Below are 26,265 nucleotides of genomic sequence, written 5' to 3'. Positions count from 1 at the left end.
GACTCAGAACCTCTCCGGGTACACAAGGGCGAGGACGAGGTATCCCAGCAGGGCGACGGCCACGATCAGACCGACGATGTTCTCGGCAGTCACAGCTTCGCCACCCCCTTGGCAATGAGCGCCACCAACGCGAAAACCGCGATCGTGGTGACGACGAAGGCCAGATCGGCCATCGCGAACTCCAGAACTCGAAGAGGCTCGGAAATGAGCGGGAAATGGGCGGACCTCTAGAGCAAACCCCTCCGCGCGGCCGCCGCACGTTTCGTTGACGGCCCCCTGACGGCTACTGGCGCGTCCTTGACGCCTTTCATACGCGGCTTCCGGCCAGGGAGGGCCATGGCGGTGGCGTCAGGAGGCCATATGCCCGCCGTCAAGACTTTCCGGGCGGGCGTCAACGGTTCGTCAGCGGACGCCAACGGGCCCCGGCGGCGTCCTTAGCGTCACGGGCATGAGAGCCATGGGACGCCGGACACTCCGTACTGCTCCGCCCGCCGCGTACGACCGGACCTGGGCGGGTGAGGCCCGCTCGGCGGTGGGGTGCGCGGCCGTGCTGCTCGGTCTGCTGCTGCTCATCGACACCGGCGCGGGCACCCTCACGCCCTGGCGGGGCGCGCTGTGGACGGGCCTGGCCGTGCTGCTGCTCCTGGTGCTGTGGCCGGCCCGGGTGTCGGCGGGGCAGGGCCTGCTGGTCGCGCGCGGGCCGCTGCGCACCCGGGCCGTGCGCACCGACCGGCTGGTGTCGGTGCGCTGGTCGGACGGGGTCGCCCAGCGCCTGGTCCTGCGCGACGCGGAGGGCGGGCGGGCCGAGCTCGACCCCCGGGTCCTCGTCGCCAACCCCCCGCTGTGGCGCCTGCTGGACGCGGACGCCCGTACGAGCGTGACGCGCGGGACGCTCCGGTGCGGAGAGACGGCGCTGCGGCAGATCTCGGCGAGGGTGGACAGGGAGACGGCGCGAGAGGTGTTCAGGACGTCAGGGCTGAGCTGAGAGCTCCGGCGGCACCGCACCTCCCGGGGGCGCGAGGCTGTGCCACGAGCGGCCCGGACACGTGGGCGCGACCGGCCCCCACCGGCCCGCGGACGAGGACCGGGCCCGAAAGCGCCGTCACACTTCCCCGCCCCACTTCGTCAATTCCATGACAGTCGGAGCCCAGGCCACACGACGAGTGGCAGCCAGGAGAACAGTCATGGAAGCACGGATGCCGAGCCCGGCGACGCTCGTCCCGGGGGCGATGGAGGCCGTTCGGGGACTTCAGAAGGCGACCCACAGCGCCGGAGTGCCCGCCACCACGATGCACCTCGTCCATCTGCGCGCCAGCCAGATCAACGGATGCAGCGCCTGCGTGGACTCCGGCACCCGGTACGCGATGAAGGGCGGCGAGAGCGCGGAGCGCCTGTTCGCGGTGGCCGCCTGGCGCGAGACGCCGTACTTCACGGACGCCGAGCGGGCCGCGCTCGCCCTCACCGAGTCCGTGACCCGGCTCAACGACCGTGCCGAGCCGGTCCCCGACGAGGTCTGGGACGAGGCAGCCCGGCACTACGAGGAGAAGCCGCTCGCGGCCCTGGTGCTGTGGATCGCCGTCAGCAACTTCTACAACCGCCTCAACGCGGCCACCCGCCAGCAGGGCGGCCAGACCTGGTGATCCGGCACCACGGAGCTCCGGTGAACCTCAACTTCCGCTTCCCGCAAGGGATCTGACGCCCCGTTCGATCTGTCCGGCCTTGGCACCCGCCGCGACCGTGGGGCATGCTCGCCGAGATCGACTCAGTACGACATCCATGCGCAACGCCGAGGTGGCACGAATGGCAACCGAGACAACCACCTGCTGCATCGTCGGGGGCGGGCCGGCCGGCGCGATGCTGGGGCTGCTGCTCGCCCGGGCCGGGATCGAGGTCACCGTCCTGGAGAAGCACCGGGACTTCCTGCGGGACTTCCGCGGCGACACGATCCACCCCTCCACCCTGGACGTCCTCGCCGAGCTGGGGCTCGCCGAGCGCTTCCTGGAGCTGCCGCACCGCACCACGCCGGGGATCAACATGGTCACCGACACCCAGGACGTGCTCGTCGCCGACCAGCGGCTGCTCTCCGGCACGTATCCGTACATCGCCTTCGTCCCCCAATGGGACTTCCTCAACCTGCTCGCCGCCGAGGCCGCCAAGTACCCGAACTTCCATCTGAGGATGGGGGCCGAGGTGCACGGTCTGATCCGCGAGGGCGACCGCGCCCGGGGCGTGCGCTACCGCGACGCCGAGGGCGAGCACGAGCTGCGCGCGGAGCTCACCGTGGCCGCCGACGGCCGCGACTCGGTGCTGCGCCGCCCGGCCGGGCTCGTCCCGCAGGGCTTCGGGGCGCCGATGGACGACCTGTGGTTCCGGATCCCCCGCGAGGAGAGCGACCCGCCGGACACGTTCATCCGCATGGGCCAGCAGGGCCTGCTCATCGGCATCTGCCGGGATACGTACTGGCAGTTCGCGTACGTCATCCCCAAGGGCCGGTACGCCGAGCTCCAGGCCGAGGGCATCGAGTCGCTGCGCGGCAGCGTGCGCGCGCTGCTGCCGTGGATGGGCGACCGGCCGGACAAGATCGAGTTCTCGGACGCCCGGATGCTGGAGGTCCGCGTCGAGCGGCTCAAGCGCTGGTACCGGCCGGGCCTGCTGTTCATCGGGGACGCCGCGCACGCGATGTCGCCGGTCGGCGGGTTCGGGATCAACGTCGCCGTGCAGGACGCGGTGGCCACCGCCAACCTGCTGGCCGAGCCGCTGCGGCGGGGCACGGTGAGCACCGAGGACCTGGCGGCCGTGCAGCGGCGGCGGCTGCCCCCGGTGGTCGCCATCCAGCGCATGCAGATCCTGCTCCAGAACCAGCTCATCGCGCCGACGCTGCACGGCACCCGCGAGTCCAAGCCGCCGCGGTTCCTGGCGGTGGCGGAGCATGTGCGGCCGATGCGGAAGCTGATCGCCCGGATGATCGGGTACGGGCCCCTGCCCGAGCACGTACGGACCCCCGAGCGGGTCTGAGCCGACGGCCGTCCGACGGGCGGGTACGGGCGCTCACCGCGTCCCGTGCCCGCCCGTCGGCATTTCGGGAAATCGCCCGATCGCGGTACGCATAAAACCGGCCGGACACCGGATGGACATCGGACAGTCGCCGGACGGATGCCGGACGGAAAATGGACAGTCGCGGGGCTTTCCTTCCCACATCCCCGAACTCCTGGCAATTTCGTCGACGGGACGGCCGGACCTCTCCACAAGTGTCCAACTGCGGAAATCCCGCGCTCGCACACAGGCGTGCTAGAGCTGTTGTCCAGGGGGCCGGAGTGCCACTGGAGCCGCGCCCGACGGGCAAGTTGAGCGCTGCTTGACCCGCACCCGCGACCCCGTGCTAAACCCGTAACCACTTGAGAGAAATCAAGCCAGAGAGGGATTCATGACGACCATCATCTACCCCGAGGACCGTCCCGACGGCCGCCGCGGGTTTGAAATCGTCCTGCCGAGCGGTGCCACGGATGGTGCCGCCGCCCTCGTGGAAGGCGAGATAGCCGCCGCCACCCCCGGACCGCCGCTCCACACGCATGCCGAGTCCGACGAGACGTACTTCGTCCTGGAGGGCTCTTTGGTCATGTACATCGACGGCGAGGTGACCACGCTCGGCCCCGGCGGCATGGCGCACATCTCCAAGGGCACCGAGCACACCTGGTCCACGACGGTGGAGGACGGCTGCCGCTTCCTGACGCTGCACCTGCCGGGCGGATACGAGCTGTACCACCCGACCGCGCTCGCCGCCGAGCACGAGAAGGGCGGCCCGCTGATCCAGTCCGACCTCTTCGAGCTGGCGGCGAAGTTCGACTGGCGGATGGCGGGCACCGAGCCGCGGCGCCTCACCCCCGAGGGTGTCCTCGTCCCGGCGGGCGAGGCCGACGCGGAGGCCCAGCGCCTGCTCGCCGAGTACACCGACAAGCAGCCGGTCGCTTGAGCGACTTGAGCGGCTTAGGTGCCGTTTCAGGCCGTCGGAGCATGTGAGTGCCTTCTTGAGCGGTGGTGTCGTCCTGTCATGGGCGCGACATCCTCTGCGGGAGGGCGCTTCCATGCGCCCTCCCCGTCCCGCCCGCCCGTCCGGGCCCCCGCCCCGCCCGATCGCCCCGGCGATCCGCGGGGCGGCCGCCTGCCCGGGCGGCGCCGGACCGGCCGCAGACCGGGCGTCAGCCCTGGAAAAGGGGTGTGACCTGCGAAAAGTCACACCCCCGGACCCTGTGTCGTCATCTTGGTGACGCACTTTTTCCTGCCGCTGTGGCAAGGAGACCCGCAAATGGCACTCGTCTCATCACGCTCCTTCCGTCACGACCGGGCGCGTACGGCCCCGGTCACCACGATCGGCCAGAGGTAGAAACGCCATGACTCACGACACCCACGCCGGAGCCGACGCGTCCGGCGAAGCGCCTCCGCTCGACCCCCGCCGCTGGCTCGCCCTGATCATCGTTCTGGTGGCGGGGTTCATGGACATGCTCGACGTGACGATCGTCAACGTCGTCATCCCGAGCATCCAGAAGGACCTGCACGCCGACTACACCCAGATCGAGTGGGTCGTGGCCGGTTACGTACTGGGCTTCGCGGCCCTGCTGATCACCGGCGGGCGGCTCGGCGACATCTACGGCCGTAAGAAGATGTTCCTCATCGGCGTGGCGGGCTTCACCGTCGCCTCGGCCCTGTGCGGTGTGGCGAGCGGCCCCGGCATGCTCATCGGCGCGCGCTTCTTCCAGGGCGCCATGGCCGGGCTGATGGTCCCGCAGATCCTGGCGATCATCCATGTCACGTTCCCCTCCGAGGAGCGCGGCAAGGTGCTCGGCATCTGGGGCGGGGTGCTCGGCTCGGCGTCGGTGGCCGGTCTGATCGTCGGCGGTGTGCTGGTCGACGCGAACATCGCGGACCTGGAGTGGCGTCCGATCTTCCTGGTCAACATCCCGGTCGGCGTCGGCGCGCTGATCGCCGCCTGGTTCTTCGTACGCGAGTCGAAGTCGCCCGCCGCGCCCAAGCTGGACCCGATCGGCGTGGTGATCGCCGTGACCGGCATCCTGATGCTGGTCTACCCGCTCGCCGAGGGCCGTGCGCTCGACTGGCCCGCCTGGACGTTCCTGTTGATGGGCGGCTCGGTCGTGGTGTTCGGCATCCTGGTCGCCTTCGAGCGGTACCGCACCAGGACCGTGGGCTCGCCGCTGGTGGTGCTCAGCCTGTTCAAGGAGCGGGCGTTCACCGCGGGCATGCTGGTGTGGACGCTGTTCTGGATCGCGCTCGGCGGCTTCTTCCTGGTGTGGACGCTGTACATGCAGCTGGGTCTCGGCTGGTCGCCGATGCGCGCCGGTCTGACCGGCGCGGCCTTCGCGGTCGGTGCCGCCGCGGGCTCCGGCCTGGCGGTCGAGGTGTTCACCCCGCGCATCGGGCGCCTGACGCTGATCGGCGGGGCGCTCCTGAACGCGCTCGGCTTCGTCGCGTACATCTTCGTCGCCCACCACTACGGTCCGGGCATCCCGTCCTGGCAGATGATCGCGCCGCTGGTGGTGACCGGCTTCGGCTTCGGTCTGGTGGTCGCCCCGATGATCGACGCGATCCTCACCAAGGTGCCCGTCAAGGACGCGGGCTCGGCCTCCGGTCTGCTCGGCACCACCCAGCAGGTCGGCATGGCGCTCGGTGTCGCCCTGGTCGGCGTGCTCTTCTTCGGCCATCTGGCCGACGACTCGGACCACGGCGTCGACAAGGTCACCCCGGCCCTGCGCCAGGAGCTGGTGACCGCCGGGGTGCAGCCGGGCGGCGTCGACGACATCGTCAAGGGCTTCCGGGCCTGTGTGCACGACCGGTCGGCCGAGTCGGACCCGACCAAGGTCCCGGCCAGCTGTCAGCCCTCCTCGGTGCCGGGCGCCGACAAGGTCCAGCCGATCCTGACCGAGCAGGGCCAGAAGGCCGTCAGCCACAACTTCGTCAAGAGCTTCGACCTGAGCCTGTGGTACGGGGTCGGGATCCTGGTGCTCGTGGCGCTCGGCATGTTCGCGCTGCCCCGCGAGGTGCAGGCGCGCGACCTGGACGCGGAGCTGGAGGCGCTGGGCGAGCCGGTGGCCCGGAGCGCGTGACCACGTATTGAGGAGCGCCCGCACGGGCTCCCCGTGGGCGTACGAAGGCCGTCAGGCCGACGCGCGCTTGCGGGGAGCCGCCTTCTTCGCGGCCTTCTTGGCCGTGGTGGCGGTGGACTTCTTGGCACCGGCGGCGGAGGCCTTGGGGGACGCGGCCGACTTCTTGGCGGCGGTCTTCGAGGTCGACTTGGTCGCCGTCTTGGCCGAGGTGGTCTTGGTGGCGGTCTTGGCCGTCCTCTTCGCCGCCGTCTTGGCCGTCTTCTTGGCGGCCGTCTTGCGCGACTTGAGCTCGGTGACCTCGGCGGGCTCCGCCCCCTCCTCCCCGCGTGCCTCCTTCGCCGCGCGCACGCTCTTCTCCAGCGCGGCCATCAGATCGATGACCTTGCCGCCGCCCTTGGTCTCCGGGGCCTCGGCCGGGGGCAGCGCGCCGCCCGCCTTGGAGGCGATCAGGGCCTCCACGGCCTCCCGGTAGTCGTCGTGCAGCGAGTCGACGTCGACCTCGCCGAGGGTGTCCATCAGGGCGTCGGCCAGATCGAGTTCGGCGTCGCGGATCTTCACCCCGCTGTCCGGGGCGACGCCCTCGGGGGCGCGGATCTCGTCCGGCCACAGCAGCCCGTGCATGGCGATGACGTCGTCCACGACCCGCAGCATCCCCAGCCGCTCGCGCCCGCGCAGCGCGAACTTGGCGACGGCCACCTTCCGGCTCCGCTTGAGCGCCTCCCTGAGCAGGGTGTACGGCTTGGCCGCCGGGACGCCGCTGGCGCTGAGGTAGTACGCCGTGTCGATCTGGAGCGGGTCGATGGAGTCGGCCGGCACGAACGCCACGATCTCGATGGTCTTGGCGGTGGGCAGCGGCAGCGCGGCCAGGTCGTCGTCGGTGATCGGGACCAGCGACCCGTCCGCGTCCTCGTACGCCTTGCCGATCTCGGACGCGTCCAGCTCCTCGCCGTCCAGCTCGCACACCTTGCGGTAGCGGACCCGGCCGCCGTCCTCCGTGTGGATCTGGCGGAACGAGATCGAGTGGCTCTCGGTAGCGTTGAAGAGCTTGATCGGAATGCTGACCAGCCCAAATGAGATCGCACCGTTCCATATGGATCGCACTCTTCATCCCCTCTGTCGGGAATAGTGGGATTCTCATCGTATGACGCCGATCACATGGGTGGAGGGGCGACGGATCGCGCTCTCCCGCCTGGAGAAGGTGCTGTATCCGGCGACCGGCACCACCAAGGGCGAGGTGCTGCACTACTACGCGTCCGTCGCCGGGGCGCTCCTCGCCCATCTGCACAACCGGCCGGTGTCGTTCCTGCGCTACCCGGACGGGCCCGAGGGCCAGCTCTTCTTCACCAAGAATCCCCCGCCCGGCACACCCTCCTGGGTGAAGACGGCCCCGGTCCCGCGCTCCGAGGACAGCGAGGCGCGCCAGGTGACGGTCCCGGACCTGTCGACCCTGATGTGGGCCGCGAACCTGGTGGTGGAGTTCCACACCCCGCAGTGGCAGGCGGACGCGCCGGCGCGCGCCGACCGGATGGTCTTCGACCTGGACCCCGGGGCCCCGGCGACGGTGGTGGAGTGCTGCCTGGTGGCGCGGTGGCTGCGCGAGCGCCTGACGGCGGACGGCCTGCACGCGTACGCGAAGACCTCCGGCTCCAAGGGCCTGCACCTGCTCGTCCCCCTGGAGCCGACCCCGTCCGAGCGGGTCTCCCAGTACGCCAAGGGCCTCGCCCAGGAGGCGGAGGCGGCGCTGCCCGGCCTGGTCACGCACCGCATGGCGAAGACGCTCCGCCCCGGCAAGGTGTTCGTCGACCACAGCCAGAACGCGGCGGCGAAGACGACGGCGGCGCCCTACACGCTCCGGGCGAGGGAGCGGCCGACGGTGTCGGCGCCGGTGTCGTGGGAGGAGGTGGAGTCCTGCGGCAGCGCCGCTGACCTGGTCTTCCTGCTGGGCGACATAGAACCCCGGCTGGCGCGCGACGGTGATCTGCTCGCCCCCCTGATCAACCTCAACCGGGCGGGGCGGCTGCCGTGAGCGTGCGGCCGCCGGTACGGGTGGCGCTGGCCCAGTCGGTACGGGAGCTGCCGCGCGGGCCGGGCTGGTGGTACGAGCCGAAGTTCGACGGCCACCGGATGGTGGTGTTCCGGGAGGCGGACGGGGTGGTGCTCCAGGCCCGGTCCGGGCGGATCGTGACGGCCGCGTTCCCGGATCTGGTGGCGGCGGCGCTCGCCGTCCCGGCGGGGTGCGTGTTCGACGGCGAGGTGGTGGTGTGGACGGGCGGCCGTACGGACTTCGCGGCGGTGCAGCGGCGGGCGGCGGCGACGCCGGGGCGGGCCGGTCTGCTCGCGGCCCGGCTGCCCGCGTCGTACGCGGCGTTCGACGTCCTGGCGGACCGCGGGCAGGACGTGCGGCGCCTCGGCTACGGCGAGCGCCGGTCCCGCCTGGTGTCCCTCCTGGCCCCCCTCGGCCCCCCGCTCCAGCCGGTCCCGGCGACCCGCTCCGTGGAAACGGCCCTGACCTGGTACGAGACGCTCCCCGCGAGCGGGATCGAGGGCCTGGTGGCCAAACGGGAGGACTCCCCGTACCGGGGCGGCACGCGCACGTGGCGCAAGCTGCGGCACACGGAGACGTGGGAGGGGGTGGTGGTCGGATACGTGGGCCCGGCGGGCCGCCCCAGCGCGCTGGTGCTGGTGCTGCCGGGGGACGACGCGGTGACGGTGTCGACGCCGCTGTCGTCGGCGCTGCGGGCGGAGGCGGGGCGGGCCCGGTTGCCGCCTTCGTCTCCGACGCGGACGGCGGTGGCGCCGGGGTGGGGGGAGGTGGGCTACACGCCGGTGGAGGGGGGTGGGTTGCTGGCGGAGGTGGAGCGGGGGTCTGCGCGGCTGGGGGTGACGACGGTGCTGCGCCTGCACCGGGTGTGATGCCCCCACCCCGCCCCTTCCCTGAACCCTCCGGGGGTGGGTGGGGGTTGAGGACGGCTTTCCCGGGGGCTACGCCCCCGGCCCCCGGGCGGGGCCTGCGGCCCCTGCACCCCGCTTCGGGGCTCCGCCCCGGGTGCCGTTCCTCTGCGGACCGGTGGGGGCTGGTCGCGCAGTTCCCCGCGCCCCTAAGGGGTACGGGCTCAGGCGATGGCGAAGCCGAGCATTTAAGGGGCGCGGGGAACTGCGCGACCAGCCATCCACGGTCCGCAGACGAACGGGGTCCGGGGGCGCAGCCCCTGGGAGAGCCGCCTCGATCACCGTGGGGGCATCACACCCGCAGCCACGTCCGGCGGTCCCGGGCCCTCCAATACAGCCCCTCCACATCCGCCGGCTTCAGCACCCCGCCGAGCCGCCCCAGCCCCGGCAGCTCCGTGTCCCGCAGGACGCGGACGTCGCCCGGCGGGGCGGGCAGGTCGACGCGGTCGGGGTCGGCCAGCACCAGCACCCCCCGCACCCCCACCGCCAGCGCCAGCGACGCCCGTTCCGCGTCGCGGCGGACCCAGCGCAGCACCGGCGACGGCGCGCCGCGGCCGACCCCGACCAGCGGGTCGGCGATCCGCACCCGGCGCCGGTGCGCCGCGACCGTACGGAACGTGAGCACCCCGGCCGGGCCGATCACGAGGTGGTCGAGCAGCCCGTCCCCCGGCAGCGGCACCGAGTGCAGCACCCGCCACCCCGCCCCTTCCAACGCGTCCAGGCCCGCCCCGACCCGCTCCTGCGCCGCGAGCAGCACCCGGCGCGGGTCCTCGCGAAAGCGGCGCGGCGGGCCCGCGGACTCCAGCTCGCCCAGGAGCGCCTCGCCGGGGCGGTTCGGCGCCAGGTCGTCGTCGGGGTGCAGGGAGAGCCGGGCCAGGTCGGCGGAGGTCGGTACGGGCGGCGGGCCCACCGTCACCTCGCCCACCACGAAGGGCGCGAGCGCGGCCAGGACGGCGTCGCGGCACTCCTCCAGGAGCAGGCTGACCCGCCCGCTGTCCCGGTCGTACCAGGCGGCGCTCCGCCCGTCCGGGAGGCTGACGTACAGCCGTGCCCGTCCGTGCCGGTGCACCGGTGTCACCCGCAGTCCCGACATCCCGCATCACCCCACGACCATGGGAGCAGCACCGGCCGCGCAGGGCAATATCGCGGCTCGTATAGTGCGGAGCCGCTACCGCGTGCCATGCGCGCCGCTTTACCTCGGGAGGGGAAGTCCAATGCTCATATGGGGCACCAAGGGATATCTGTACCAGCTCGCCATGATGACGCTCGTCTGCGGGAACTGCGGCAATCCGGCCGCCCACAGCCTGCGGAAGCACGTCACCAAGTTCACGTTCTTCTTCATCCCGCTCTTCCCGGTCTCCACCAAGTACCGCACGCAGTGCACCTTCTGCGGCATGGAGCAGCAGATCACCAAGGAGGCCGCCGAGCAGCTGCTCGCGACGGCCGCCGCGCCGCAGCCGGGCTACCAGGCCCAGCCGCAGCAGATGCAGGGCCAGGCCCCCGGCCAGCCGCACGGGCAGAACCCCTACCAGCAGTAGGCGCGCTGCCGCCCGGCTGTGGAGAGCTGTTACAGAGCCGGGAAAGCTCCGCGACACCGCCCGCCTACGGTGGTGGACATGACTGCGTCCACCCCCTCCCGCCCGCGCCGCACGGCCCGGCTCGCGGCCGCCGCCGCGCTCGCCCTCGCCGTGGGCGGCGGGGTCGCGGCCTGCGGCTCGGGTTCGTCCGGCGCCAAGGCTCCCGACGTCTCCGTGCAGAACGCCACCACCACCCAGGCCCGCCAGCAGGTGGGCCCGCTGAAGGCGAGCGAGCCGACCCGGGTGGTGATTTCGGCGGCGGGCGTCGACGCGAGCCCGGTGCTGCGGCTCGGGCTGGACGAGAAGCAGGCGCTGGAGGTGCCGCCGGTCGACAAGGCGGAACTGGCGGGCTGGTACACCGGCAGCGTCACGCCCGGCGAGAAGGGCGCGTCCGTGATCGTCGCGCACTACGACACCGCGAAGGGCCCGGCCCTCATGCGGGACGTGAAGAAGATGCACGTGGGGGACGTCATCGAGGTCGGCAGGGCGGACGGGTCCACCGCCGTCTTCCGGATCCGCGAGACACAGCAAGTGGACAAAACAGACTTCCCTACGAATAAGGTTTACGGGAAGACCGACCGCCCGGAACTCCGCCTCATCACCTGCGGCGGCCCGATCAGGAACGGCCACCGCTCGGCCAACATCATCTTCTACGCCGATCTGGTGAAGGTGAAATAGACCGGGAGCGGTGCCGCTCCCGGCGCCACCGCCCGCACGACAGGAGCACCTTGACCCGCCACCGCCGTCCCGCCCGCGCGGCCCTCCTGCTGCTCACTGCCGGCGCCGCGGCCCTGCTGCTGGCCGGCTGCGGCAACGCGGGCGGCCTGGAGGGCGCGGGCGCGACGCCCACGGCCGTCGGCCCGGTCCATCTGTGGCCCGACCTGCCCAAGCCCACGACGACGCCGCTGGACTTCGGCGAGGGCCAGACGGAACGGGTGCCCGGCATCAAGGTGCCCGGCGACGACGTCCGCGCGCTCGACCCGGTCGCGGTCGTCCAGGCCGAGGTGCGGGCCCACCCCGACCAGTACACGGGCACCGACGGGCTCTACGAGGAAACGGTTCGTCAGCTGAACCAGTGCCGGGCGAAACCGAAGGGCTGCCCGGTGCTCAGGGCGTACTACCGCGATCTGACCGGCGACGGCAGGGACGAGCTGATCCTCGGCATCAAGATGCCGGAGCAGCAGCTGGCCGTGCGCTGCTACATGCCCGGCCGCGGCGCCCTCACCCGCATCATGTCCACCTCGGACCAGCTGATCGGCGTGGAGCTGGCCGGGCGGGACGTCATCCTGCACTCGGTCTCCGCGGGCATCCCCGGGTACGAGTACCGCACGGCCTGGTCGTGGGACGACCACCAGCGCGCGATGCTGCCCACCCGCGACGAGATCATCCGGGTGGAGCCGCAGCACTCCCCGGCCCCGGTGCCCCGCCCCAAGACCTCCGGCCCGTCGCCGCGCGCCTCCGCGAGCGCCCGGTGAGGGGCCCGCGCCTGCCCGCCTGGACGGCGACGCTCACCTGGAAGGCCGCCGTCTTCATCACGGTGATGTGCTGCGCGCTCGCGGCGCTGCTCGGTGTGCTCGTGCACGTCTCGGTGACCCGGCAGACCGTGGGCCAGGCCCGTGACAAGGCGCTGGACAAGCTGGAGGAGGTCTCGCGCGCGTACGAGGCGGGCGAGCCGCCGCCGCCGGGCGCGGGCCTGGACCCGCAGGACCTGCCCGGCTCGCTGCGCAGGCTCGCCGTCTCCGGCAAGCGCGGCACGCTCGTCGCCGACGACAAGGGCCGCCCCACCATGTGGGCGGCGGGCCCGGCCGACGGCCGCGCGATCGCGGTCTCGATCGACTACAGCCAGAGCGCCCGCACCATCACGGGCCTGGACCAGGCGATCCTCGGCTCCTCCATCCTCGCCATCGGCGCGACCCTGCTGGTCGGCGTCTTCGGCGTCACCCGGGTCACCCGCCGGCTGCACCAGACGGCCACCGTGGCCCGCCGGATCGGCGCGGGCGACCTGGACGCCCGGGTCAACGACCCCCGTACGAAGGACCCTTCGCGCCCCCAGGACGAGGTGGCCACGGTCGCCGGGGCGCTCGACACCATGGCCGGGACGCTCCAGAACAAGCTGCTCAGCGAACAGCGCTTCACCGCGGACGTGGCCCACGAGCTGCGCACCCCGCTGACCGGACTGCACGCGGCCGCCGAACTGCTGCCCGAGGGGCGGCCCGCCGAGCTGGTACGGGACCGGGTGAACGCGATGCGCTCGCTCACCGAGGACCTCCTGGAGATCTCCCGCCTGGAGGCGGGCAGCGAGCGGGTCGAGCTGGACCTGGAGCAACTGGGGCCGCTGGTGGAGCGCGTGGTGCGGGGCTCCGGGACGCAGACCGAGCTCGTGATCGTCCGCGACACCTGTGTGGAGACCGACAAGCGCCGGCTGGAGCGGGTCCTGTCCAACCTCCTGGGCAACGCCCACAAGCACGGCGCGCTGCCGGTGGAGCTGCGCGTGGACGGGCCGGTGGTGACCGTGCGCGACCACGGCTCCGGCTATCCGCCCTATCTGCTCGACCACGGTCCCCAGCGCTTCCGGACCGAGGGCGGCAACAAGGGCCACGGGCTCGGCCTGACCATCGCGGTCGGCCAGGCGTCGGTCCTCGGCGCCCGGCTGAGCTTCGCCAACGCGGCGGACGGCGGCGCGGTGGCCCGGCTGACCCTGCCGGAGTACGTGGACCCGGACGGCGCACCGGACGGATCCGGGCACCCGGACGGGTCTCAGCACTTTGCGGGCGGCAACGAGCGAACCTAACGTGAGCGGGGCGAGCCAAGGGCCGTGGAGCACGGCCCTCCACTCCCCAGGAGGCACTGTGTCCCGCCGTTCCCCGCTTGCCCTGTTCGGCCTGTGCATGGCCACCGGCGCGGTCGCCGCCCTCGCGGCGGCCGGTCCCGCGACCGCCGAGGAATCCGTCCACAACGACTACAAGGGCCGGGTGACGGCCAAGTCCGGCCTGCTCCTGCGGGACAAGCCGACCCGTAGCAGCCGAGTCATCGGCATGGCGCGGTACGGCTCGATCGTCCACATCTTCTGCAAGACCCGCGGCGGCAGCGTCGACGGCGACAACCGCTGGTACCTGCTGAGCGACGGCACCTGGGCCTGGGGTTCGGCGCTGTACATCGACAACATCGGCCCGGCGCCCCGCTGGTGCTGAGAGCCCGTCCCTGAGCCGTCACCTCACAGCCCGAGCAGTCTCGCCTTCGCGGCCGTGAACTCCTCGGGGGTGAGGACTCCCTGCTGAGCCAGCCGTCCCAGCCGGGCCAGCAGGTCCACCAGTGCGGCGTCGCCGGGGCCGCCCTCCCCGGGCGGCTCCTGCGGGGCGGGCGCGCGCTTCGCCGGGCGCGGGCCGCCCACCAGGAGACCGCGCAGCAGCGGGGCGCCGGACGGGCGCACCACGGGTCGTACCGCCGCCTTGGCGGGCCGGATGAACATGGCTCAGCCTTCCTCTCGTACGGTCTCGGTGCGCGCGGCCAGGGCCGCCCTGACCTCCTCCAGGCGCTCCAGCGGGATCCGCACCGACCCGGCGACATGCCCGCCCGCGGCCCGTACCCCCTTCGCCGCCTCCTCCGCCCACAGATGCTCGATCAGGACCACCAGCGCGCAACTGCCCAGGTCGAGCAGGTCCGCTGCCTCCTGGACGTCCTCCGGCCCGATCAGCCGCTCGACGCCCTCGCCGACCAGCACCCCGGCGAGCTCCTCGAACTCGTCGAGCTCGGCGGCGAGCACCTCGCCCGCCGCGGTCCTGGTCACCACCAGCGCGTCGACCATCCGTACGGCCCGGGACCTGCGCACCCCCACCAGCGAGTCGACGGCCCGCACCCGAAGCTGCTCCTCGGGGAAGGCGAGGACGATGAACTCCACGGGCCCCATGGCCGTACTCCTCAGTGACGGTCCGTCAGTTTTCCGCCCGCGGTTGCCCGCCTCGGCGTTCCCGCCCCCTCGGCACACTATGACATAAGGGACATAGGCGCCCCGGCTTGCTACGTTGCCCGACATGACCGCACCGACGGCGGCGGACGTCCCCCCGCCCGTCCCGCGCCTCGCCAAGCGCCGGGGCGTCGAACTCTCGCTGCTCGTCTGCGCCGTCCTCGTCTCGGTCTACGGATACGCGGGCGTGGGCCTGGCCAAGAGCGGCGCCGTCCCGCCCGACGCGACCCGCCACGGCGCGGGCCTCGGACTGCTCGCCCTGCTCGCCCATCTCGCCGTCCGCAAGCGCGCCCCGCACGCCGACCCGCTGCTGCTGCCCATCGCGGTGCTGCTCAACGGGCTCGGCCTGGTCCTGATCCACCGCCTCGACCTGGAGACCCCGCACAGCGGCGCCGCCGCCACCCAGCTCGTCTGGTCCACGATCGGCGTCGGGCTCTTCACGGCGGTCGTCCTGGCCCTGCGCGACCACCGCGTCCTCCAGCGGTACGCCTACCTCTCGGCCGCCTCCGCCCTGGCCCTGATGGCGGTGCCGATCCCGTTCCCCGCCGTCAACGGCGCCAAGATCTGGATCCGGGCGGGCGGACTCTCCTTCCAGCCGGGCGAGTTCGCCAAGATCCTGTTCGCGGTCTTCTTCGCCGGATACCTGGCCGCCAACCGCCACGCGCTCGCGTACACCGGCCGCCGCGTCTGGCGCCTCCAGCTGCCCACCGGCCGGGTGCTCGGCCCGATCGTCGCGATCTGGCTGCTCAGCGTCGGCCTCCTGGTCCTGGAGCGCGACCTCGGCACCTCGCTGCTCTTCTTCGGCCTCTTCGTGATCATGCTGTACGTGGCGACGGGCCGCACCGGCTGGATCGCGGTCGGGCTGCTGCTCGCGGCGGCCGGCGCGGCGGCCGTCGGCTCGCTCGAACCGCATGTGCACAGCCGGGTGCAGGACTGGCTCCACCCGTTCGCCTCCATCGAGGCGGGCCAGGGCCCCGGCCAGCTCGCCCAGTCGCTCTTCGCCTTCGCGGCGGGCGGCATGCTCGGCACCGGCCTCGGCGCCGGGCACTCCATCCTGATCGGGTTCGCCGCCAAGTCCGACTTCATCCTGGCGACGGCGGGCGAGGAGCTGGGCCTCGCGGGCCTCACGGCCGTCTTCCTGCTGTACGCGCTGCTCGTCGCCCGGGGCTACCACGCGGCCCTCGCGCTGAGCGACCCGTTCGGGCGGCTGCTCGCCGTCGGGCTCGCCTCGATCCTCGCCCTCCAGGTGTTCGTGATCGCGGGCGGGGTGACGGGGCTGATCCCGCTCACCGGCATGGCGATGCCGTTCCTGGCCCAGGGCGGCTCCTCGGTGGTCACCAACTGGGTGATCGTGGCGCTCCTCATCCGGGTCAGCGACAGCGCGCGCACCCCGCGCCCGGCCGTGGAGAGCGACGCGATCACCCCCGTCCGGACGGGAAGCCGATGATCCGCTACATCCGGCGGGCCGCCGCCTGCTGTCTGCTCCTCCTGGTGGCGCTGCTGGTCAACGCGGCCCGCGTCCAGGTCCTCCAGGCCGACGCGCTGGACGCCGACCCGGCCAACCGCCGTACCACGCTGGCCCGTTACGGCCAGCCGCGCGGCGACATCCTGGTGGAAGGCGACGCGGTCACCGGCTCCAAGGACACCGGGCAGCCGCTGCGGTACGAGCGCACGTACACCGACGGACCGCTGTACGCGCCCATCACCGGATACGCCTCGCAGGTGTACGGCACGACGCTCGTCGAGGCCGCCGAGGACCCGGTGCTCTCCGGCACCTCGCCGCTGCTCAAGCCGCTGTGGGGCGGCCTCACCCGCAAGCGGCAGCGCGGCGGCGACGCGGTCACCACCATCAGGGCGGGCGTGCAGCGGGCCGCCTACCGGGGGCTGGCCGGCAGGCGGGGCGCGGTCGCCGCCCTGGAGCCGGGCACGGGCCGGATCCTCGCGCTGGTCAGCAGCCCCTCGTACGATCCGGGGCGGCTGTCGGGGACCGGGCGGGCGGTCAAGGGCGCCTGGGCCGCGCTGAACGCGGACCCCGACCAGCCGATGCTCGACCGGGCGATCCGGCAGACCTATCCGCCGGGTTCCGCCTTCAAGATCGTGACGGCGGCGGCCGCGCTCGACGCGGGCGCGGTGACCGATGTGGACGCGCCGACCACCACGCCCGACCCCTATGTGCTGCCCGGCACCACCACCGCGCTACCCAACGAGGCGGACGGCTGCGGCAAGGCCTCGCTCGCGTACGCCGTGGTCGTCTCCTGCAACTCGGTGATGGCGCACCTGGGGGTGAAGGTGGGGCTGCCCGGGATACTGGAGGCGGTGGGCCGGTTCGGGTTCAACGACACTCGGCTGCGGATCCCGTCCGGGGTGGCCAGGTCCAACTTCGACAGGAAAATGGGTCCGGACCAGTTGGCGCTCTCCTCCATCGGCCAGTTCGACACGACGGCGACGCCCCTTCAGATGGCGATGGTCGCGGCGGCGGTGGCCAACGGCGGGGAGCTCAAGTACCCCTACCTGGTGGAGCGGACGACCACCGCACGCGGCACCACGGTCGCCCAGAACGGCCCCCGCACCTACCGCCAGGCGATGAACCCCACCACCGCCGCGCAGCTCCAGCGGCTGATGGTGGACGTGGTGGAGAAGGGCACCGGCACCAACGCGGCGATCCCCGGCGCGAAGGTCGGCGGCAAGACCGGCACCGCCCAGAACGGCGTGGGCAACCGGGGCCACCCCTACGCCTGGTTCATCTCCTGGGCCCAGGCCGCCGACGCGGGCCAGCCCGCGGTGGCGGTGGCGGTGGTCGTCGAGGACGCGGAGGCCAACCGCGCGGACATCAGCGGCGGCGGCGACGCGGCCCCGATCGCCAAGGCGGTGATGGAGGCGGCGCTTGCTGAGTGAGCGCCCCGTGGGGCGAAGCCGGACGCGAGGGCCCGGCCCCCGCCCCGGCCCTCAGCCCGCCGCCCCCTCCGCGATCATCTGCTCCACCTCCGCCACCCGCTCCGTCTCCTCCTGGGCGAAACGGTCGCGGTCCAGTTGCTCCGCGATCTCCTCGTCCTCGGCCATCAGCAGGTCGAGGTTGGAGTCGCCGAGTTCCAGGACGCCCATGTCCACGTACGCCTGCTGGAGGCGCTTGCCCCACAGGCCGATGTCCTTGACGCAGGGGACGATGCGGCTGAACAGCAGCTTGCGGAACAGGTGCAGGAACTCGTTCTCCTCCGAGAACTGCTCGGCCTCCGCCTTGGAGATGCCGAAGTTCTCCAGGACCTCGACCCCGCGCAGCCGGTCGCGCATCAAGTAGCAGCCCTCGATGACGAATTCCTCGCGCTCGCGCAGCTCCGCGTCGCTCAGCTGCTTGTAGTAGTCGCGCAGGGCCATCCGCCCGAAGGCCACGTGCCGGGCCTCGTCCTGCATCACGTACGCGAGGATCTGCTTGGGCAGCGGCTTGTCGGTGGTGTCGCGGATCATGCCGAAGGCGGCGAGCGCGAGGCCCTCGATGAGGACCTGCATCCCGAGGTAGGGCATGTCCCAGCGCGAGTCGCGCAGGGTGTCGCCGAGCAGCCCCTGGAGGTTGTCGTTGACCGGGTAGAGCATGCCGATCTTGTCGTGGAGGAAGCGGGAGTAGACCTCCGCGTGCCTCGCCTCGTCCATGGTCTGGGTGGCGGAGTAGAACTTCGCGTCCAGGTCCGGCACCGACTCCACGATCCGCGCCGCGCACACCATCGCGCCCTGCTCGCCGTGCAGGAACTGGCTGAACTGCCAGGAGGCGTAGTGCCTGCGCAGCTCGCCCTTGTCCTTCCCGGTCAGCTTGGCCCAGTGGCGCGTCCCGTACAGCGTCAGCGACTCGTCGGGCGTCCCCAGCGGGTCGTACGGGTCGACCTCGGTGTCCCAGTCGATCCGTTTGGCGCCGTCCCACTGCTTGTCCTTGCCCTTCTGGTAGAGGGCGAGGAGTCGCTCGCGTCCGTCGTCATAGTCCCAGCTGAAGCGCGCCGCTCCCGAGGCCGGGATCTCCCAGAGGGGGTCCTGCGGGCCGTTCACATAGAGGTCGTGCGTCGACACGTGCGGCTCCTTCGCCTCGCGGAACTACCTGACTGACCGTTACACGTTGGCTCCTTGGCAGGCTCACACGTTGGTAGACGCCGGGTCAACAAGTCGGGCCGAAGGGATTGACGCGCTTGCTGACAAGCAGTCTCATAAGAGTTGACCGCCGGTAACCCCCTTCGAGGCCGACTCCCACCGAGGTGCCCCCGCCATGACGACCGTGACCGACAGCGAAGTGCTCCGCGACGCGCTCGGCCTGCTCCGGGACCGCGAGGAGGTCGCCGAGCGGCTGCTCGCGTCGTCCGCCAAGCACTCCTTCGACCCCGACAAGGAACTGGACTGGGACGCGCCGTTCGAGGACGGCAAGTGGTTCTGGCCGCCGGAGCTGCTCTCCCTCTACGACACCCCGATATGGCGGAAGATGTCGGAGGAGCAGCGCCAGGAGCTGTCCCGCCACGAGGCCGCCTCGCTCGGCTCGCTCGGCATCTGGTTCGAGATCATCCTGATGCAGCTGCTGGTACGGCACATCTACGACAAGCCGGTCACCAGCAACCACGTCCGCTACGCGCTCACCGAGATCGCCGACGAGTGCCGCCACTCGATGATGTTCGCCCGCATGATCCAGAAGGCCGGATCGCCCACCTACCCGGTCCCCCGGCTCTACCACAACCTCGCGCGCGTCCTGAAGACCGTCTCCACCACCCCCGGCTCCTTCGCGGCCACCCTGCTCGGCGAGGAGATCCTCGACTGGATGCAGCGGCTGACCTTCCCGGACGACCGGGTGCAGACCCTGATGCGCGGCGTCACCCGCATCCACGTGGTCGAGGAGGCCCGCCATGTCCGGTACGCCCGGGAGGAGTTGCGGCGCCAGATGGTCACCGCGCCCGCCTGGGAGCGGGAGCTGACCCGGGTCAGCTGCGGCGAGGCGGCCCGCGTCTTCTCCACCTGCTTCGTCAACCCCCAGGTGTACGAGAACGTGGGCCTGGACCGCCGGGAGGCCGTCGCCCAGGTGAAGGCCAGCGGCCACCGGCGCGAGGTGATGCAGAACGGCGCCCGGCGGCTCACCGACTTCCTCGACGACATCGGCGTGCTGCGCGGCGTGGGCCGCCGGCTGTGGCAGAGCTCGGGTCTGCTGGCCTGACCGGCCCCGCATGCCCTTCACCGAGCCCTTTCCCGAACCGTTCGCGGAACCGTTCGCCGGGCCCTTCACTCCCGGCCAACCGCGCGCGAGCACCGGCCTGAAGCGCCGGCCCGGGGATTACGCTGCCCGTATGACCTCACCGGCCGCCACCCCCGCGTACCGCAGGCTCAGCGTCGAGGAGCGCCGCACCCAGCTCCTCGACGCCGCGCTGTCGCTCTTCGCGCACCGGGCGCCGGAGGACGTCTCGCTCGACGACGTCGCCGAGGCGGCCGGGGTCTCGCGCCCGCTGGTCTACCGCTACTTCCCGGGCGGCAAGCAGCAGTTGTACGAGGCGGCGCTGCGCTCGGCCGCCGACGAGCTCGAACTCTGCTTCGCCCAGCCCCAGACCGGCCCGCTCACCGAGCGCCTGACCCACGCCCTGGACCGCTACCTCGCCTTCGTCGACGAGCACGACGCCGGGTTCTCCGCCCTGCTCCAGGGCGGCAGCGTCGCCGAGACCTCCCGGACGACCGCGATAGTCGACGAGGTGCGCCGGGCCGCCGCCGAGCAGATCCTCCTCCACCTGGGGGTGGAGAGCCCGGGTGCGCGGCTGCGGATGATGGTGCGCACCTGGATCGCGGCGGTCGAGGCCGCCTCCCTGATCTGGCTCGACGAGGAGAAGCAGCCGCCGCTGCCCGAGCTGCGCGACTGGCTGGTCGACCACCTGGTGGCCCTGCTCACCGCGACCGCCGCCACCGACCCGCAGGCGGCCGCCGTGGTCCGGGCCGCGCTGGCCCTGGAGCCCGCCGACGGCCCGGCCGGACTCCTCGCCCGCCGGGTGCTCCCGGTCCTGGCCGAAGCCGCCCACCTGCTGTGACGCGTGCGGCGCGGCCCGCACCGGTGTGACACTTGAGGCGTGCGAAGCGAGAACACCCTCTTTGTGGGCGGGCCCCTCGACGGGCGCGTCCTGCCCGTCCTGGTCGGCCCCACGGACAAGCCGCCCCAGTGGTACGAGGTCCCGGTCCCGGACGCCGACGGCGGTCCGCCGACCGTCCACGCCTACCGGCGCGAACCCGCCGGACACGGCAAGCGCCTCGGACTGCCGCGCGGCTGGAAGTACACCTACGTCCCGGAGGGGCGCGAGCCGCGCCGCTGGCCCTGGACCAAGCCGAAGCCGCGCGCGTAGGGGCTCCTGTGGCGCGATAGGCTCGCTGGTCCACGCCGTGCCGCAGGGGGAGTTGAACCATGGAGGCGCTGACCGCCGAGGAACCGCGCGAGCTCGGTCCGTACCGGATGCGGGCCAGGCTGCGCGAGACCGGCACCGCCCGGGTCTATCTCGCCCACGGGGCGGACGGGCGCGGGGTCTGTGTCACCGCCGCCCGCCCCGACCTGGCCGCGCTGCCCGCCTTCCGCACCCGTTTCCGCGCCGAGGCGCAGGCCGCCGAGCGGCTCGCCGGGCCCTGGGTGCCGCCGGTGCTCGCCACCGGCCCCGAGGAGTGGCTGCCGTGGCTGGCCACCCCGTTCACCGCCGCGCTCACCCTCGCCGAGGCGGTGGCGCTGGCCGGGCCGCTGCCCGAGGAGGCCGTGCGCACCCTGGGCGCGGCGCTGGCCGCCACCCTGGAGCGGGCGCACGCGGTGACCGGCGAGGCCTTCCAGGGCCTGGGCCCCGATGTCGTGCTGCTCACCGCCGAAGGGCCGCTGGTCACCGCCTTCGGCGTGCTCGGCGGCGCCAGCGCGGCGAGCGCCGGTGAGGGCGGCCGCCTCGGCGTCACCGTCGGCTATCTGACGCCCGAGCAGGTCGCGGGCGAGCAGCCCGGCCCCGCCGCCGACGTCTTCATGCTGGGCATGCTCCTCGCGTACGCGGCCGGGGGAGCGGGTCCCTTCGACTCCGGCCCGGCCGACGCGGCCGCCCACCGCATCGCGCACTCGGTCCCGGACCTCACCCCGGTCCCGGCCGCCCTGCGCCCCCTGCTCGGCCGGTGTCTGGCCAAGGCGCCCGGGTCGCGCCCGGCCCCGGCCGAGGTGGCCGCCGAGCTGGTCCCCGGCGGGGTCGCCCCGGGGCCCGGCGCGGGGTGGCTGCCGCCGCGTCTGACGGCCGCGATCGCGGAACGGGCCGCGCGGGCCCAGGAGTTGCCCGGCCCGGTGGTGGCCGACCGGGTGCCGCAGCCCGCGGCCCCGCTGCCCGCCCCGGCCCTGAACGGGCAGGCTCCCCCGCAGCCCGCCTGGTCGGCGCCGCAGCCCCTGCCCGTACCGCCGCAGGAGGCGCCACGGGCCGCCCCGCCCGCGGGCGCCCTCTCCCGGCTCGCCGCCGACCGCCGGTCGCTGCTGACCGCCGGGCTCGCGGCGGTGGCCGGGCTCGCGGTCGGCGCGGCCGGGGTGCTGGCGTTCGACGGGGACGACGGCGACGGCAAGGCCCCCGCCGCCGACAGCAAGCCCGCCGCCCGCCCGCAGCCGGTGCCCGGCGCGCCCCCGACCGCCCGCTGGGGATACGCGGTGCCCGGCGGCAAGCTCCTCGGCACCCCGCTCGTCCAGGGCGCTGTCCTGGTCGTGCCCGGCGCCACGCCCACCGGCGTCGACCTGCGCACCGGCAGACAGCTCTGGACCCGCCCCGAGCTCGCCGGTCTCGCCCAGCTCCAGCCGGCGGGCCCGGACGCGGCGGTGGCGTTCGGCGTCGGCCCCACCGACTTCACCTGGTTCGCGGTGGCGGACGGCGCGATCCGCCAGAAGGTGGCGTACGCCCAGCTCGCACCCGGCATGGGCACCCCCGAGGTACGCGCGCACGACGGCACGACGGTGTGGTTCACGGCCACGACCGGCAAGGACACCGCGCTGTACGCGTACGACATCGCCACCCGCACCACGCTGTGGCGCCGCCCGCTCGGCCGGGGCGAGACGTTCGAGTGGGCGAGTGCCGTCGGCGGCCGGCTGATCGCGCGGCGCCCCGCCGCCGCCCCGCCGAAGGGCGCCAAGCAGGTGCTCGCGGAGTTCTTCGCCCTCGACCCGAAGACCGGCAAGGACCTGTGGGCGCGGTCGTACGGGGCGGTGCTGCCCACCGACGCGGCGGTGCTGTCGCCCGACGGCACACTGCTCACCACGGCGGGCGGCGGCCTCCAGGCGTTCGACCTGGAGACGACGAAGCTGCGCTGGCAGCGCGGGAAGGGCGCGGGAACCTACGGAACTCCCCTTCTGAACAAGGGCGTTGTGTACGCCCCCGACACCACCACCAAGGTGGCGGCGGTCGCCGCGCCGGACGGCCGGGAGATGTGGGTCGGCTCGACCGACCTGGCGCCGACCACCCCGGTGGAGACCCGCACGGTGGCGAGCGCGTCCGGGCGTACGGTCCTGGCGCTCGACCCGTTCCAGGTGACGGCGCTGGACGCGGCGAGCGGCGAGCGGCTGTGGAAGTTCCAGGACGCGGGCTCCAAGGAGCAGTCGGCGGACCGGGGCACCTACCGGGCGGTGGCGGCGGGCGCGGACGCGGCGGTGGTGTGGCACGGGGCGACGCTGTACGCGCTGCCGGTGCGCTAGCCGTACTCCCCCGCTCCCGTACGCACATGACGGGCGCGGGGGCAAGCGGCCGCACCGCGGTGCGGCCGTACGGGGGAAGGATCCGCACCGTTCACCCGACTCGGCGGGCCGCGCCCCGGATCACCGTGCCACCATCCGACCGGAGGTGAGCACGTGTCGATGAGATCCCTGCGTACGGTGTGCACGGCGGCGGCCGTCGCGGCGGCGCTCGTGTCGGGCGTCCCCGCGGCGCAGGCCGCACCCACTCCGCCGCAGAGTTCGGTGTCCGGCCTGCTGACGCAGTTGCAGACGCTGTACCGGCAGGCCGAGGAGGCGTCCGAGGCGTACAACGCGGCCGAGGAGCAGCTGAAGCGGCGCAAGGCGGACGAGAGGAAGGTCGCGGCCGGGCTGACGAAGGCGCGGGTCGCGCTGGCGCGGAGCCGGGAGGCGGCGGGGCGGCTGGCCCGGGAGCAGTACCAGGGCCGCAGCGAACTCTCCACGTATATGCAGCTGCTGCTGGCGAGGGACCCGCAGGGGGCGCTCGACCAAGGGCATCTGGTCCAGCGCGCCTCGAACGAGCGCCGGGCGTCTCTGGCGCGGCTCGCCGCGACGGAGAAGCGGGCGGACGGTATGGCGCGGGCGGCGCGCAAGGCGCTGGACGAGCAGGCCCTGCTGGCCGCGCGCCAGCGCCGGGCGCGGGACGAGGTACGCACCCGGCTGAAGGACGTGGAGGGCCTGCTCGCGTCCCTCAGCGAGGACCAACTCGCCGAGCTGGCCCGCCTGGAGCGGGACGGAACGGCGAAGGCCCAGCGGGATCTGCTGGCCACGGGGGCGCTGAGCGGGGTGCGGGCGCCGTCGGAGGAGGGCGAGCAGGCGCTGCGGTACGCGGTCGGCCAGCTCGGCAAGCCGTATGTGTGGGGGGCGGAGGGGCCGGGCTCGTACGACTGCTCCGGCCTGACGTCACAGGCGTGGGCGCACGCGGGGCGGGCCATTCCGCGGACGAGTCAGGAGCAGTGGGCGTCGCTGCGGCGGGTTCCGCTGCGGGCGCTGCGGCCCGGGGATCTGGTGGTCTACTACCCCGGGGCGACGCATGTGGCCCTGTACCTGGGGGACGGCCTGGTGGTGCAGGCACCGCGCCCCGGCACCCGGGTGAAGATCTCCCCGATCGCGTCGAACCCCCTGTTGGGGGCGGTTCGGCCGGATCCGGGGGCGGGGGCGGTGCGGTCCTATCGGCCGCCGAGGTTGCCGGTGGGAGCGGGGTCGGACTCGGCCCCGGACGCGGACTCGGACGAGGGCTACGGCTCGGATGCCCCTCCGGGGGAGTGACCCCCACCCCGCCCCTTCCCGGCTGTGACATGTGCGGCTCCGCCGCGTGGCCTCTGGCGGGCGGCCGGGGTCCCTTGAGTTCGTCTGCGGACCGTGCTGGGTTGCTCGCGCAGTTCCCCGCGCCCCTGAAGTGCTCGGCTTCGCCATCGCACTCGCCCGTACCCCCCAGGGGCGCGGGGCTGTGACATGTGCGGCTCCGCCGCGCGGGCGCGCCCAGCAGGGGGCGTCCCGGAGGGGCGCATCTAAGGGGCGCGGGGAACTGCGCGACCAGTTGGGGACGGCCCGCAGACGAACAGGGGCCCGGGGCGAAGCCCCGAGAGGGGTCCGGGGGCGCAGCCCCCGGGAAACGAGCCTCCACCCCCACCCACCCCCGGAGGGTTTAGGGAAGGGGCGGGGTGGGGGAACCTACGCCGCCTGCGACGACGCCGCCGCCAGATACGCCCCCGCCTTCTCCTCCTCGAAGAAGAAGTTCTCGAAGTCCGACGGGTCGTCGAAGCCGTTCGCGAAGCGGTCCGCGACCGGCTGGAGTTCGCCCGCCGCACCGATCAGGTTGAGGACATGCTCCGGCGGCACCCCCAGCATCGCGTTGGTCCACTTCACCACATGCTGCGCAGTAGCCCAGTACCGCTCGAAGGTCGACTTCATCCACTCCTCGTCGAACGCCTGATCACCCCGCTCCACGATCGACGCCAGGTACGACGCCGCGCACTTGGACGCCGAGTTGGAGCCCTGCCCGGTGATCGGGTCGTTGGCGACGACCACGTCCGCCACGCCCAGGACCAGTCCCCCGCCGGGCAGCCGGCCGACGGGGTTGCGGACGGTGGGCGCGTAGCGTCCCGCCAACGTGCCCCCGGCATCCGTCAGTTCGACCTTCGTCGCCCGCGCGTACTCCCACGGCGTGAAGCGCTCCATCAGCTCCAGGGTCAGGGAGAGGTGCTCGCCCGGGTCCGTCACGCCCCGGAACACGTCCAGCGGGCCGCCCGGGATGCCCTCCCAGAAGAGGATGTCCGCCCGGCCCGACGTCGTCAGCGTCGGCATCACGAACAGCTCGCCCACCCCGGGCACCAGGTTGCAGCGGACCGCGTCGAAGTCCGGGTGCTCGGGACGCGGGCCGAGGCCGTGCACGTACGACACCGCGAGCGCCCGCTGCGGCTCCGCGTACGGCGAGCGCGAGGCGTCGCGGCCGAACATGGACACCAGCTCACCCTTGCCCGCCGACACCAGCACCAGGTCGTAGGTCCGCGCGAAGAAGTCCAGGTCCGAGACCGCCGCCCCGTGGATCACCAGCTGGCCGCCGCGCTGCGCGAACGTCTCCATCCAGCCCGCCATCTTGACGCGCTGGTCGACCGACTGCGCGAAGCCGTCGAGGCGGCCGACCCAGTCGACGGGGCGGGAGGCGTCGGGCCCGGCCACCGAGACGCCCACGCCCTCGATGCGCGGGGCCTGGGACTCCCAGAAGTTCAGGCCCAGGTCCCGCTCGTGCTGGAGCGCCGTGTGGAACATGCACTGCGTCGACATGACCCGCCCAGAGCGGATCTCGTCGGCCGTGCGGTTGGACATCAGGGTGACCTCGTACCCCTTCGACTGGAGTCCGAGGGCCAGCTGGAGCCCGGACTGACCGGCCCCGACTATCAGGATTCGCCGCATGCGAGTGTTCTCCGATACGTCAGC

General features: G+C 72.9%; 26 protein-coding genes. 19 read left to right on the top strand and 7 right to left on the bottom strand.

Translation table 11 applies throughout. From position 1 onward, the window contains the following. Positions 1-3: 3 nt before the first annotated feature. Positions 4-93: a K(+)-transporting ATPase subunit F gene (gene kdpF / locus BX283_RS27145; RefSeq protein ID WP_063801986.1), complete on the bottom strand. Its 90-nt coding sequence runs from the start codon at positions 91-93 to the stop codon at positions 4-6. Positions 94-457: 364 nt separating this feature from the next. Between kdpF and BX283_RS27140 the strand changes: the two genes are divergently transcribed. From BX283_RS27140 to BX283_RS27120, 5 genes are all read left to right on the top strand, one after another. Further along, a complete protein-coding gene (locus tag BX283_RS27140) occupies positions 458-985 on the top strand; it encodes a hypothetical protein (RefSeq protein ID WP_101390122.1) in 528 nt (175 codons plus the stop codon). A gap of 199 nt (positions 986-1,184) precedes the next feature. Next, positions 1,185-1,640 (top strand): carboxymuconolactone decarboxylase family protein, encoded by a 456-nt coding sequence (locus tag BX283_RS27135; protein ID WP_101390121.1) that lies wholly within the window; start codon positions 1,185-1,187, stop codon positions 1,638-1,640. A 160-nt stretch (positions 1,641-1,800) separates the two neighbouring features. After that, complete coding sequence (locus tag BX283_RS27130; protein ID WP_101390120.1) at positions 1,801-3,015, top strand: FAD-dependent oxidoreductase; 1,215 nt, start codon at positions 1,801-1,803, stop codon at positions 3,013-3,015. A 409-nt stretch (positions 3,016-3,424) separates the two neighbouring features. Then, complete coding sequence (locus BX283_RS27125; RefSeq protein WP_101390119.1) at positions 3,425-3,970, top strand: cupin domain-containing protein; 546 nt, start codon at positions 3,425-3,427, stop codon at positions 3,968-3,970. Between the two features lie 418 nt (positions 3,971-4,388). Beyond that, positions 4,389-6,116, top strand: a complete 1,728-nt coding sequence (locus BX283_RS27120; RefSeq protein WP_101390118.1) for an MFS transporter — start codon at positions 4,389-4,391, stop codon at positions 6,114-6,116. 51 nt (positions 6,117-6,167) lie between these two features. On the opposite strand, the gene BX283_RS27115 is transcribed toward BX283_RS27120, so the two are convergent. Continuing rightward, complete coding sequence (locus BX283_RS27115; RefSeq protein WP_101390117.1) at positions 6,168-7,217, bottom strand: Ku protein; 1,050 nt, start codon at positions 7,215-7,217, stop codon at positions 6,168-6,170. 40 nt (positions 7,218-7,257) lie between these two features. Here BX283_RS27115 and ligD point away from each other — a divergent pair, with 40 nt between their 5' ends. Next, positions 7,258-8,142: a non-homologous end-joining DNA ligase gene (ligD, locus tag BX283_RS27110; RefSeq protein WP_101390116.1), complete on the top strand. Its 885-nt coding sequence runs from the start codon at positions 7,258-7,260 to the stop codon at positions 8,140-8,142. Next, entirely contained in the window at positions 8,139-9,029 is an 891-nt protein-coding gene (locus BX283_RS27105) for an ATP-dependent DNA ligase (protein ID WP_101390115.1), read from the top strand. The genes ligD and BX283_RS27105 overlap by 4 nt, the downstream gene beginning before the upstream one ends. 328 nt (positions 9,030-9,357) lie before the next feature. Here BX283_RS27105 and BX283_RS27100 read toward each other — a convergent pair whose 3' ends face one another. Continuing rightward, complete coding sequence (locus BX283_RS27100; protein ID WP_101390114.1) at positions 9,358-10,158, bottom strand: NERD domain-containing protein; 801 nt, start codon at positions 10,156-10,158, stop codon at positions 9,358-9,360. A 121-nt stretch (positions 10,159-10,279) separates the two neighbouring features. Between BX283_RS27100 and BX283_RS27095 the strand changes: the two genes are divergently transcribed. From BX283_RS27095 to BX283_RS27075, 5 genes are all read left to right on the top strand, one after another. After that, positions 10,280-10,603 carry a zinc-ribbon domain-containing protein gene (locus BX283_RS27095; RefSeq protein ID WP_101390113.1) on the top strand — a complete coding sequence of 108 codons (324 nt, stop codon included), beginning with the start codon at positions 10,280-10,282 and terminating at the stop codon, positions 10,601-10,603. Between the two features lie 78 nt (positions 10,604-10,681). Then, on the top strand, positions 10,682-11,320 hold the full coding sequence (locus BX283_RS27090) for a class F sortase (RefSeq protein ID WP_101392598.1): 639 nt from the start codon (positions 10,682-10,684) through the stop codon (positions 11,318-11,320). Positions 11,321-11,370: 50 nt separating this feature from the next. Continuing rightward, positions 11,371-12,117, top strand: a complete 747-nt coding sequence (locus BX283_RS27085; protein WP_101390112.1) for a hypothetical protein — start codon at positions 11,371-11,373, stop codon at positions 12,115-12,117. Further along, the gene (locus tag BX283_RS27080) at positions 12,114-13,433 is read left to right on the top strand and encodes a HAMP domain-containing sensor histidine kinase (protein ID WP_257583890.1); all 1,320 of its coding nucleotides are present in this window, start codon (positions 12,114-12,116) and stop codon (positions 13,431-13,433) included. Before BX283_RS27085 ends, BX283_RS27080 begins: the two co-directional genes overlap by 4 nt. 97 nt (positions 13,434-13,530) lie before the next feature. Further along, entirely contained in the window at positions 13,531-13,833 is a 303-nt protein-coding gene (locus BX283_RS27075) for an SH3 domain-containing protein (protein WP_101392596.1), read from the top strand. 23 nt (positions 13,834-13,856) lie between these two features. On the opposite strand, the gene BX283_RS27070 is transcribed toward BX283_RS27075, so the two are convergent. Beyond that, complete coding sequence (locus BX283_RS27070; protein ID WP_101390111.1) at positions 13,857-14,111, bottom strand: SHOCT domain-containing protein; 255 nt, start codon at positions 14,109-14,111, stop codon at positions 13,857-13,859. Between the two features lie 3 nt (positions 14,112-14,114). Continuing rightward, a complete protein-coding gene (locus BX283_RS27065; protein ID WP_101390110.1) occupies positions 14,115-14,549 on the bottom strand; it encodes a DUF6325 family protein in 435 nt (144 codons plus the stop codon). Positions 14,550-14,673: 124 nt separating this feature from the next. Here BX283_RS27065 and BX283_RS27060 point away from each other — a divergent pair, with 124 nt between their 5' ends. Together BX283_RS27060 and BX283_RS27055 are read left to right on the top strand one after the other, a co-directional pair. Next, positions 14,674-16,053 (top strand): FtsW/RodA/SpoVE family cell cycle protein, encoded by a 1,380-nt coding sequence (locus BX283_RS27060; RefSeq protein ID WP_101390109.1) that lies wholly within the window; start codon positions 14,674-14,676, stop codon positions 16,051-16,053. Beyond that, positions 16,050-17,501, top strand: coding sequence for a penicillin-binding transpeptidase domain-containing protein (locus tag BX283_RS27055; protein WP_101390108.1), 1,452 nt, complete (start codon positions 16,050-16,052; stop codon positions 17,499-17,501). Before BX283_RS27060 ends, BX283_RS27055 begins: the two co-directional genes overlap by 4 nt. Before the next feature lie 51 nt (positions 17,502-17,552). Here BX283_RS27055 and BX283_RS27050 read toward each other — a convergent pair whose 3' ends face one another. Beyond that, positions 17,553-18,659: a ferritin-like domain-containing protein gene (locus tag BX283_RS27050; protein WP_101390107.1), complete on the bottom strand. Its 1,107-nt coding sequence runs from the start codon at positions 18,657-18,659 to the stop codon at positions 17,553-17,555. Positions 18,660-18,852: 193 nt separating this feature from the next. On the opposite strand from BX283_RS27050, the gene BX283_RS27045 reads away from it, so the two are divergent. The 5 genes from BX283_RS27045 to BX283_RS27025 all read left to right on the top strand — a co-directional run bounded on the left by BX283_RS27045 (position 18,853) and on the right by BX283_RS27025 (position 24,594). Next, positions 18,853-19,782: a diiron oxygenase gene (locus tag BX283_RS27045; RefSeq protein WP_101390106.1), complete on the top strand. Its 930-nt coding sequence runs from the start codon at positions 18,853-18,855 to the stop codon at positions 19,780-19,782. Between the two features lie 130 nt (positions 19,783-19,912). Further along, positions 19,913-20,638, top strand: coding sequence for a TetR/AcrR family transcriptional regulator (locus BX283_RS27040; RefSeq protein ID WP_101392595.1), 726 nt, complete (start codon positions 19,913-19,915; stop codon positions 20,636-20,638). Between the two features lie 39 nt (positions 20,639-20,677). Beyond that, positions 20,678-20,947 (top strand): hypothetical protein, encoded by a 270-nt coding sequence (locus BX283_RS27035; RefSeq protein ID WP_101390105.1) that lies wholly within the window; start codon positions 20,678-20,680, stop codon positions 20,945-20,947. A gap of 59 nt (positions 20,948-21,006) precedes the next feature. Next, a complete protein-coding gene (locus tag BX283_RS27030; protein ID WP_101390104.1) occupies positions 21,007-23,289 on the top strand; it encodes a PQQ-binding-like beta-propeller repeat protein in 2,283 nt (760 codons plus the stop codon). Between the two features lie 153 nt (positions 23,290-23,442). Next, positions 23,443-24,594 (top strand): NlpC/P60 family protein, encoded by a 1,152-nt coding sequence (locus tag BX283_RS27025; RefSeq protein WP_373979296.1) that lies wholly within the window; start codon positions 23,443-23,445, stop codon positions 24,592-24,594. 405 nt (positions 24,595-24,999) lie between these two features. Here BX283_RS27025 and BX283_RS27020 read toward each other — a convergent pair whose 3' ends face one another. Further along, positions 25,000-26,241 (bottom strand): styrene monooxygenase/indole monooxygenase family protein, encoded by a 1,242-nt coding sequence (locus tag BX283_RS27020; protein ID WP_101390102.1) that lies wholly within the window; start codon positions 26,239-26,241, stop codon positions 25,000-25,002. Between the last annotated feature and the right edge of the window lie 24 nt (positions 26,242-26,265).

It is taken from the genome of Streptomyces sp. TLI_146, assembly GCF_002846415.1.
Taxonomy (GTDB): domain Bacteria; phylum Actinomycetota; class Actinomycetes; order Streptomycetales; family Streptomycetaceae; genus Streptomyces.
Note: the sequence above shows the minus strand (reverse complement) of the source record. Positions and strands in the feature narration are given on the sequence as shown.

Bases quoted from the DNA above. Each gene is read 5' to 3' on its own strand.
- BX283_RS27140 (WP_101390122.1), top strand. From the start codon at position 458: ATGGGACGCCGGACACTCCGTACTGCTCCGCCCGCCGCGTACGACCGG.
- BX283_RS27135 (WP_101390121.1), top strand. From the start codon at position 1,185: ATGGAAGCACGGATGCCGAGCCCGGCGACGCTCGTCCCGGGGGCGATG.
- BX283_RS27130 (WP_101390120.1), top strand. From the start codon at position 1,801: ATGGCAACCGAGACAACCACCTGCTGCATCGTCGGGGGCGGGCCGGCC.
- BX283_RS27125 (WP_101390119.1), top strand. From the start codon at position 3,425: ATGACGACCATCATCTACCCCGAGGACCGTCCCGACGGCCGCCGCGGG.
- BX283_RS27120 (WP_101390118.1), top strand. From the start codon at position 4,389: ATGACTCACGACACCCACGCCGGAGCCGACGCGTCCGGCGAAGCGCCT.
- ligD (WP_101390116.1), top strand. From the start codon at position 7,258: ATGACGCCGATCACATGGGTGGAGGGGCGACGGATCGCGCTCTCCCGC.
- BX283_RS27100 (WP_101390114.1), bottom strand. From the start codon at position 10,158: ATGTCGGGACTGCGGGTGACACCGGTGCACCGGCACGGACGGGCACGG.
- BX283_RS27095 (WP_101390113.1), top strand. From the start codon at position 10,280: ATGCTCATATGGGGCACCAAGGGATATCTGTACCAGCTCGCCATGATG.
- BX283_RS27090 (WP_101392598.1), top strand. From the start codon at position 10,682: ATGACTGCGTCCACCCCCTCCCGCCCGCGCCGCACGGCCCGGCTCGCG.
- BX283_RS27075 (WP_101392596.1), top strand. From the start codon at position 13,531: ATGGCCACCGGCGCGGTCGCCGCCCTCGCGGCGGCCGGTCCCGCGACC.
- BX283_RS27070 (WP_101390111.1), bottom strand. From the start codon at position 14,111: ATGTTCATCCGGCCCGCCAAGGCGGCGGTACGACCCGTGGTGCGCCCG.
- BX283_RS27065 (WP_101390110.1), bottom strand. From the start codon at position 14,549: ATGGGGCCCGTGGAGTTCATCGTCCTCGCCTTCCCCGAGGAGCAGCTT.
- BX283_RS27060 (WP_101390109.1), top strand. From the start codon at position 14,674: ATGACCGCACCGACGGCGGCGGACGTCCCCCCGCCCGTCCCGCGCCTC.
- BX283_RS27055 (WP_101390108.1), top strand. From the start codon at position 16,050: ATGATCCGCTACATCCGGCGGGCCGCCGCCTGCTGTCTGCTCCTCCTG.
- BX283_RS27045 (WP_101390106.1), top strand. From the start codon at position 18,853: ATGACGACCGTGACCGACAGCGAAGTGCTCCGCGACGCGCTCGGCCTG.
- BX283_RS27040 (WP_101392595.1), top strand. From the start codon at position 19,913: ATGACCTCACCGGCCGCCACCCCCGCGTACCGCAGGCTCAGCGTCGAG.
- BX283_RS27030 (WP_101390104.1), top strand. From the start codon at position 21,007: ATGGAGGCGCTGACCGCCGAGGAACCGCGCGAGCTCGGTCCGTACCGG.
- BX283_RS27020 (WP_101390102.1), bottom strand. From the start codon at position 26,241: ATGCGGCGAATCCTGATAGTCGGGGCCGGTCAGTCCGGGCTCCAGCTG.